This is a genomic window from Plesiomonas sp., from assembly GCF_051650925.1.
In the GTDB taxonomy this organism is placed as follows: Bacteria; Pseudomonadota; Gammaproteobacteria; order Enterobacterales; family CAMTGL01; genus Plesiomonas.
Genome location: NZ_JBOFRH010000149.1, coordinates 1 through 8,018 on the forward strand (window position 1 = coordinate 1; position 8,018 = coordinate 8,018).

An 8,018-nucleotide genomic window follows, 5' to 3' on the forward strand; every position below is an offset into this window, starting at 1 on the left:
CGGAACAAGCTCCATGTGTGTGCAAGTCGGGTTGGCATGTGTAAGCGGTTTGACATCTCAGCGAACCTCGTACCATTCTTTACGGACTAACGGATTGACCGCTGCACCAAATAATTCAGCCAACACGCTGAGTAAAATAACCGAGCTACCGACCACCACAACGCCGGCTGAGATGGCCGTGTAATCATGCTGATTGAGTGCCTGAATCAGCCAGCGGCCAATGCCCGGCCAACTGAATACAGTTTCAGTGATCATGGCAAGAGTGAGCATGGTTGAAAACAGTAAACCCAGTTTTGGAATGATCGGCGGCAAGGCATTTCGCAAAATAGGGCGGCGCAAGATGGTGAGCCGTGACCAGCCACGGGTTACGGCGACTTTAACATAAGGTTTATCCACCACATGTTCGGTACTCGCCCGCATCAAACGGATCACTTCTGTTGTGGGTGAAAGTGACAAGGTTATTACCGGCAAGGCCATGTGCAGTATGGTGTTATAGATAATGTCATGGCGATACGGTGAGCTTGATAGCCAAGCATCAACCAAAATAAACCCAGTCACCCGTTCTACTTCATACAGCAAGCTGTGTTGGCCGGAGATCGGCAGCCAGCCGAGATTGAGTGAAAACAGCATAATCAGCAAAATACCCAGCCAAAATACGGGGATAGAGAACCCGAACAGCGCAAAGGCGGAGATGATCATATCTTGCCAGCGCCCGCGCCGAGCTCCTGCCAGCAGACCAAGCGGTATACCGATGATCAGCGATACAATAAAGGCCAGCAGGCACAATTCGAGTGTGGCGGGAAAGACGTTCAGCAGTTGCGGGGTGAGCTCTTCACCCGATACGCTGGAGAGGCCAAAATCACCGTTGCTCAGGTCGGCAATATACTGGGTATAACCGGTGATACTGCTCTTAGTGTGGCTTTCGGCGGAAAGTGGCTGACCATAGTTTTTCAGCCCGTAGCCGATGATGGTCAGAATAAACACCGTGATGATCAGTAAACTCAAACGGCGCAGGGTGTAGATAATCATTAATGAGCATCCTGCCGATAAACTTCAGAAAAAGAGGTGCTGCCAAACGGGCTGAGAACCAAACCTTGTAAATTTGCCCGATGCCCCTGTAAGCGCAGCGAGTGTGCAATCGGGATTACCGGCATATCGGTATCTAGAATTTCCAAGGCATGGCGGTAAAACAGCAGGCGGCTGGCCAGTTTTTCGGTGGTCAGCGCGGCATGTAAAAATGCATCAAATTGTGGTTCGCACCAGTGCGCGTAATTGCTGCCCGACTGCATGGCAGCACAACTGAGTTGCGGACGCAAAAAGCTGTCGGGGTCATCACTGTCAGAGACCCAGCCGGTTAGCACCATATCGTAATCACCGGTTGGCAGGCCACGTTCAAAGCTTTGTGTATCAACCGGTACGATAGTCAGTTTGACACCGGCTTTGGCCATATCCGCCTGAATTAATTCAGCCATTTTCAGTGGAGCTGGGTTGTACGATTGGGCGGAGCTTGGTACCCACAACTTCAGTTTCAGGTTGGCAACACCCGCTTCACTGAGCAGTTTTTCGGCTTCTGACGGTGAGTAGTAATGTGTTGCCAGCCGGTGGTTAAAGGCCCACGATACCGGTGGAAGCAGCGAGCGGGCCGGTTCTGCTGTGCCGTAATAGATCGATTTTAGCAGGCGATCTCGGTTAACCAGCAGTGACAGCGCCTGACGCACTTTCGGGTTATTCAGCGGTGGGCGCTGTACGTTCAGTGCCAGATAAGAGACATTCATCCCCGACTGTACGCTCAGTTTCAGTGCCGGATCATCGCGCAGCAGGGCAATTTGGTTGGCTGCCGGATAGGGCAGCACATCACACTCGCCAGTAATCAGCTTGGCCATGCGGCCTGCACCACCCGAGGCAAAATCCACCACCACTTGCGCAATTCGGGCACGGCCTTTCCAGTACTCATCATGGCGGGCAAGGCGGATATACTGCCCGTAACGGTACTCTTGCAACTTGAACGGGCCTGAGCCTATCGGCAGCCGGTCAATCTGTTCGGGCTTTCCGGCAGCAAGCAGTTGATCTGCGTACTCTTTCGATAAAATAACCGCAAAGTGCGTGGCCAGATGGGTTAGGAATGAGGAGTCTGGGCGCAGCAGTTTAATTTGCACCTGATTATCACTGAGCTTGCTAATTGAAGCGACTTTACTGCTCAGTTGCAGGCTGTCAAAGTAGGGGTAATGGCCGCCACCGACATTATGGTAGGGGGATTTATCATCCAATACCCGTTGCAAACTGAATACCACATCATCAGCATTTAAGGTGCGTGAAGGGCTAAACCATGCGGTTTGATGGAACTGTATTCCGCGACGCAGGGTAAAGGTGAAGGTGCGTCCGGCATCGCTGACCAGCCAGCTTTCGGCCGCAGATGGCATCAGGCGGTAGGTGAACGGGTTGATATCCAGCAAGCGGTCATACACTTGGTTGGAGATAGCATCAATGGTAACACCGGCTTTAACCCGCTGGGGGTTTAGGATATTGGTATTCCCTGAAGTGCAGTAAATAAACCCTTTTTGATACACCTCTGCCGGTAAAGTGTCGGCATCAGCGCGCTTGCTGCAGAGTATCAGCAGGCTGCTGAGTACCAAAAAATGGCAGCATACGGAAAACGTATCCCTTATTTTCAAACCACGCATGTTGACTCGTTTTTGTCCTGACAAGGGTGTCATTTTACATTACTCCGGCCGAACGCCAACCTTTGGCTGAATTTCAGTGGATTCGGGTATGGTAAATAGGCTGGGATATTTGCGTAAAATGCCGCGCAACTGATGGTAAGTGACCCCCAATAACGTGGCAGCTTGTTTTTGATTATAGCGGGTTTGTTGCAGCGCGATAGTGACAGCATGTTGTTCCTGATCAGCCAGCCACTGTTTTAAATTCAGCGGGAAACTCAGGGTGTGCGGTGGTACAGAGGTAGGCGCGACGGGGGTTACTGGTTTTTTTTCCGGTTGAATGGTGTGATCCAACGGTAAAAACGGGTTGAAAATAATCTGCTCTACTGGGCTTTGCGGATCAGGATTACGATACACCGCACGTTCGACCACATTTTTGAGTTCGCGGATATTACCCGGCCACGGGTAGGCGTACAGCGCTTGTAAGGCGCGGGCACTGAATCCTGCAAAAAAGGCGTAGCCCAGCTCTTTGCACATCTCTACGGCAAAAAAATCAGCCAGTAAGGGAATATCTTCTTGGCGCTGACGCAGTGCAGGCAGGTTGATCACATCAAATGCAAGGCGGTCGAGCAGATCGGCACGGAATGCGCCTTGCAGCGCTTTTTGCGGCAGATCTTCATTGGTGGCACAAATTAGCCGTACATCGGCAAAAAGTGACTGATTCCCGCCGACACGTTCGTACTCACCGTATTCGATAACGCGCAAGAGTTTTTCCTGTACCCGCAGCGGTGCATTGGCCAGTTCATCTAAAAACAAACTGCCACCCTGTGCCCGTTCAAACCGCCCCTGATGCCGTTTTTGTGCACCGGTAAATGAGCCCGCTTCGTGCCCGAACAGCTCAGAATCAAGCAGGCTTTCATTCAGTGCGCCACAGTTAAGGGTAATTAACGGTGACTGCCAGCGGTGCGATAAATAGTGTAATCGCTTGGCGATCAATTCTTTACCGCTGCCGCGCTCACCGATAATCAGTACCGGTTTATTTAAAGGGGCGAGGCGAGATACTTGCTCGATTACCGCCAGAAAGGGGTCTGAAATGCCAATAAGATTTTCATTCTGCTGCATGGTGAAATTCGCCACTTATTCGTTAAAAATATTATTTTTTATGGATATTAGTCATAGCGCGAAAGCAGGTAAAAACCAAGGTGAATTTTAAATTTGTTATTTTTCAATATGATAGGTTATTTAAAAAAGTGGCATGCTATTTGATATGTATTGGGTGTGGATAGGTGAAAACAGATTTTGTTTGATAACCCTTATTATTGACTAGGAGAACGATCATGGGTGTTTTTTCCCGTTTTGCAGACATTGTAAATGCCAATATTAATGCGCTGCTGGATAAAGCAGAAGATCCAGAAAAGCTGGTTAAGTTGATGATTCAAGAGATGGAAGATACCTTGGTTGAGGTGCGTTCAACCTCGGCCAGTGCCTTGGCTGAGAAGAAAAATCTGGCACGCCGTATTGAGCATACTCAAGCGCAAGAGGCTGAGTGGCAAGAGAAAGCGGAGCTGGCTTTGCGTAAAGATCGTGAGGATTTAGCGCGTGCTGCACTGATTGAAAAGCAAAAAGTGAGCGAGCTGATTACCACATTGCAGCAAGAGCTTGATGCGGTTGATGTCAGCATTAACCGAATGACCAGTGAAGCGGGTGAGCTGGAGAAAAAACTGAGTGAAACGCGTGCTCGCCAGCAAGCGTTGCAGGTGCGTTATCAGGCTGCGGCATCATCGCGCAGCGTACGCAGCCAGCTTGAAAATTCACGTATTGATGAAGCGATGGCTCGTTTTGAGCAGTTTGAACGCCGTATCGACCATATGGAAGCACAGGCCGATACAATGGGGCTTGGTAAGCAAAAAAGTTTGCATGCTGAGTTTGCCGAATTGCAGGCTGATGATGATATCAGCCGTGAACTGGCCGCACTGAAAGCTAAAATGAAGCAGGACGTGTAAGGTTAGGGTAGCGCATTAATCATGTATTAATGACCACAGCATTATAAAAACGCGCAAGGGGCAGTATGGTTTGCCTCTTGCGGACATCAGGAGTGCCAACATGGGCAGTTTTTTTCTCTCTATCCCGTTAACGATTTTTTTTCTGTTTGTTGCTCCGCTCTGGTTGTGGTTTCACTACCGCAGTAAGCGTGAGTTGGGGGAAGGGCTGAGTCAAGATGAACGCAGCCGCCTTGAAGCACTGACCCGCGAAGCACAGCAAATGCGCGAACGCGTTCGCTCGCTGGAAATTATTCTTGATGAGCAGCACCCTAACTGGAGGGATCGAGCATGATGACGCGTAATCATCTTTATCGTTATCCGCAAGAGGGCAAAATTGCCGGCGTGTGTGCAGGTGTTGCACACTATATCGGTATGGAAGTGTGGCTAGTGCGGATTTTGGTATTAACCCTTTTTCTGCTCGGCGGCACGGGCATTGTGCTGCTCGGTTATGTGGCCGCATGGCTGTTTATGGATAAAGCCCCGTTATTGGCTGAACAGATTGATGAGCCGCAGTTGAAAGAAAAAAGCTGGCAGGCAGGTGAAGCACCGCGCAAGCGGGTGAATACGCTGACCGGTGAGTTTGATGAGATGGAAGCGCGGATTCGGCGTTTAGAGTCTTATGTTACCTCTGAGACATTTAAGGTAAGAAACAAATTCCGGCAGTTATAAATCAGCGCTATTAGTGCTATGTTTCAACGTTATATTTTAATGGATTTTAGCGCACAAGCGTGCACGTTGCGTGTAAATGTGCAAAACAGCCAGTGAGTAATAATGAAGCATTTGATTAAAAATGAACTCTCGACTTTTGTTAACCGTGGGCTGGATCGCCATGTGCGTCTGGCGGTCACCGGTCTTAGCCGCAGCGGGAAAACGGCTTTTATTACCTCGCTGGTGAATCAACTGTTGCATGTTAATACCGGTGCGCGGTTACCGTTATTTTCTGCGGTGCGCGAAGGGCGTGTGAAAGGCATTAAGCGCATTCCGCAGCGCGATCTGGCGATCCCCCGTTTTGCATATGATGAAGGGATGCACAGCCTACTGAGTGAGCCACCAACATGGCCGGTGGCTACGCGTGGGGTCAGCCAAATTAGGCTGAATATTCGCTACCGGCCGCAGCATTCGCTGTTACGCCACTTAAGTGAGCTGGCTACCTTAAACCTTGAGATTGTCGATTATCCCGGTGAATGGCTGCTCGATTTACCGCTGTTGGATCAGAGCTATTTGCACTGGTCACAACAGATGACAGGCATGATTTTGGGGGCACGGGTTGAGTGGGCGCAGCCGTGGCTGACATTGGCGGCTCAGTGTGACCCGTTTGCACCGGCAGATGAAAACCTGTTGGCTGAAATAGCACAGGCCTACACCGCGTATTTACAGCGTTGTAAAGATGAAGGGTTGCACTTTATTCAGCCGGGGCGCTTTATTCTGCCGGGCGATCTGGCGGGCGCTCCGGTATTACAGTTTTTCCCGTGGGCTGGTGGCTTGCATACTGGGCCAAATGCTGCCAGTGAAAGTGAGCTGCTAACTGCCGATAAAAACAGCAATTTTGGCCTATTACAGGCGCGTTTTGAGCACTATTGTCAGCACGTGGTGAAAGGTTTTTACCGTGACCACTTCTCGCGTTTTGACCGGCAAATTGTACTGGTTGATTGTCTGCAACCGTTGAATATTGGGCCGCAGGCGTTCAATGATATGCGTCTTGCATTGGCACAGCTGATGCAAAGCTTTCATTACGGGAAACGTACTTTGTTGCGGCGCTTATTTGCCCCGTGTATCGATAAACTGATGTTTGCTGCCACAAAAGCGGACCATGTTACCCCCGATCAGCACGCCAATCTGGTTTCACTGTTACAGCAACTGGTGCAAGAGGCGTGGCAGAGTGCTGCGTTTGAAGGGATTAATATGGATTGCGTCAGTCTAGCCTCTGTTCAGGCCACCCATATCGGCCAGATGCAATATCAGGGGCGCACCCTGAATGCACTGCGTGGAAATCGGTTAAGTGATGGCGAGCCGTTGCTGATCTATCCGGGCGATGTGCCGTCGCGCCTGCCTGCGGGTGATTTCTGGCAGCGGCAGACTTTTGATTTTGAGAGTTTCCGTCCACGCCCCTGTGCCTTAGATGAACCGTTACCGCACATCCGCCTTGATGCTGTGATGGAATTTTTGCTGGGCGATAAACTGCGCTAGAAATAGGGTTAAGCAATGAATACATTAAAACAACAATCTCATGCTGCAACACCACAAGATCCCCCGTTAAAACAGAAAATTACTTTTGATAGTGCAGAGCCTTCATTGCAGGAAGATGCTCTGCGTACTAAGCAGATTTTTGAGTCGGCAGATAACTTCCAGACAATTGAACTGAGTGAAACACAAACCGAACCGCTTGATGAGCAGATCACTCTAGCACTTAAACCGCGCCGCAGCTTGTGGCGTAAGGTGTTTGGGCTAGGGCTGCTTGGGTTTGGCCTTGCTGCAATAGGTCAGACGCTAAATAGCGTCGTGCAGGCATGGCAAACTGCCGACTGGGTGATGCTAACCACTGCCGCTGCGGGCAGTTTAGTCTTGCTGGCCGGTACGGGGGCCATGATCAGTGAGTGGCGGCGTTTACGCACATTGAAACGCCGTGGCCAAGAGCGTGATATTGCCACTGATTTGTTACACAGCCACAGTATGGGGCAGGCGCGGCCATTTTGTGAAAAACTGGCTACACAATCAGTGCTTGATGCGCAGCATCCGGTGCTATTACGCTGGCGCGCCTCGTTGCAAGATACACACAATGATCGGGAAGTGGTGCAACTGTATGCCAGCATGGTGCAGCCATTGCTGGATAAACAGGCTCGTGCTGAGATCAGCCGTTATGCCGCAGAATCAGCCATTATGGTGGCTTGTAGCCCGTTGGCGCTGGTTGATATGGCGTTTATTGCGTGGCGCAATGTGCGTCTTGTTAACCGTATCGCTAATCTGTATGGCATCGAACTGGGCTATTTTAGCCGTTTGCGGTTGTTGAAAATGGTGCTGTTTAACATCGCTTTTGCCGGTGTGACTGATGTGGTGCGTGATGTGGGTATGGATTGGCTATCGCAAGATATTACTGCTCGTCTGTCAGCCCGTGCTGCGCAGGGCATCGGTGTTGGCTTACTGACTGCCCGTTTGGGGATCAAAACCATGGAGTTATGCCGCCCGTTGCCGTGGGTTAATAATGACAAACCTCGTTTAGGGATGATCCGTCAAGAGCTGGTCGGGCAGTTGAAAACGCTATTGAGCCGTGGCCCTACAGAAGCAGATCGCGCTGAATAAATGCTGGTGAATACATAGCCCT

The 8,018-nt window shown here is 50.4% G+C and carries 8 protein-coding genes; 5 read left to right on the top strand and 3 right to left on the bottom strand.

All coding sequences use genetic code 11. The features are described from left to right. Window positions 1-57 precede the first annotated feature (57 nt). Genes sapB through pspF form a run of 3 tightly spaced genes read right to left on the bottom strand, consistent with a single transcriptional unit; the run spans window position 58 to window position 3,779 of the window. A complete protein-coding gene (sapB, locus tag ACRC27_RS03330) occupies window positions 58-1,029 on the bottom strand; it encodes a putrescine export ABC transporter permease SapB (protein WP_438629727.1) in 972 nt (323 codons plus the stop codon). Beyond that, entirely contained in the window at window positions 1,029-2,681 is a 1,653-nt protein-coding gene (gene sapA / locus ACRC27_RS03335) for an ABC transporter substrate-binding protein SapA (RefSeq protein ID WP_438621947.1), read from the bottom strand. The genes sapB and sapA overlap by 1 nt, the downstream gene beginning before the upstream one ends. Before the next feature lie 39 nt (window positions 2,682-2,720). Then, window positions 2,721-3,779 carry a phage shock protein operon transcriptional activator gene (gene pspF / locus ACRC27_RS03340; RefSeq protein WP_438639188.1) on the bottom strand — a complete coding sequence of 353 codons (1,059 nt, stop codon included), beginning with the start codon at window positions 3,777-3,779 and terminating at the stop codon, window positions 2,721-2,723. A 215-nt stretch (window positions 3,780-3,994) separates the two neighbouring features. Between pspF and pspA the strand changes: the two genes are divergently transcribed. The 5 genes from pspA to ACRC27_RS03365 all read left to right on the top strand — a co-directional run bounded on the left by pspA (window position 3,995) and on the right by ACRC27_RS03365 (window position 7,996). Then, window positions 3,995-4,660, top strand: coding sequence for a phage shock protein PspA (gene pspA / locus ACRC27_RS03345; RefSeq protein ID WP_438621846.1), 666 nt, complete (start codon window positions 3,995-3,997; stop codon window positions 4,658-4,660). 100 nt (window positions 4,661-4,760) lie between these two features. After that, entirely contained in the window at window positions 4,761-4,991 is a 231-nt protein-coding gene (gene pspB / locus ACRC27_RS03350; protein ID WP_438621845.1) for an envelope stress response membrane protein PspB, read from the top strand. Then, window positions 4,988-5,368, top strand: a complete 381-nt coding sequence (pspC, locus tag ACRC27_RS03355; protein ID WP_438621844.1) for an envelope stress response membrane protein PspC — start codon at window positions 4,988-4,990, stop codon at window positions 5,366-5,368. Before pspB ends, pspC begins: the two co-directional genes overlap by 4 nt. A 102-nt stretch (window positions 5,369-5,470) precedes the next feature. Continuing rightward, the gene (locus ACRC27_RS03360) at window positions 5,471-6,886 is read left to right on the top strand and encodes a YcjX family protein (protein ID WP_438639189.1); all 1,416 of its coding nucleotides are present in this window, start codon (window positions 5,471-5,473) and stop codon (window positions 6,884-6,886) included. 15 nt (window positions 6,887-6,901) lie between these two features. Beyond that, complete coding sequence (locus ACRC27_RS03365; protein WP_438639190.1) at window positions 6,902-7,996, top strand: YcjF family protein; 1,095 nt, start codon at window positions 6,902-6,904, stop codon at window positions 7,994-7,996. The last annotated feature ends 22 nt before the right edge of the window (window positions 7,997-8,018 follow it).

Coding starts and splice junctions, on each gene's coding strand:
- sapB (WP_438629727.1), bottom strand. CDS start 1,029: ATGATTATCTACACCCTGCGCCGTTTGAGTTTACTGATCATCACGGTG.
- sapA (WP_438621947.1), bottom strand. CDS start 2,681: ATGCGTGGTTTGAAAATAAGGGATACGTTTTCCGTATGCTGCCATTTT.
- pspF (WP_438639188.1), bottom strand. CDS start 3,779: ATGCAGCAGAATGAAAATCTTATTGGCATTTCAGACCCCTTTCTGGCG.
- pspA (WP_438621846.1), top strand. CDS start 3,995: ATGGGTGTTTTTTCCCGTTTTGCAGACATTGTAAATGCCAATATTAAT.
- pspB (WP_438621845.1), top strand. CDS start 4,761: ATGGGCAGTTTTTTTCTCTCTATCCCGTTAACGATTTTTTTTCTGTTT.
- pspC (WP_438621844.1), top strand. CDS start 4,988: ATGATGACGCGTAATCATCTTTATCGTTATCCGCAAGAGGGCAAAATT.
- ACRC27_RS03360 (WP_438639189.1), top strand. CDS start 5,471: ATGAAGCATTTGATTAAAAATGAACTCTCGACTTTTGTTAACCGTGGG.
- ACRC27_RS03365 (WP_438639190.1), top strand. CDS start 6,902: ATGAATACATTAAAACAACAATCTCATGCTGCAACACCACAAGATCCC.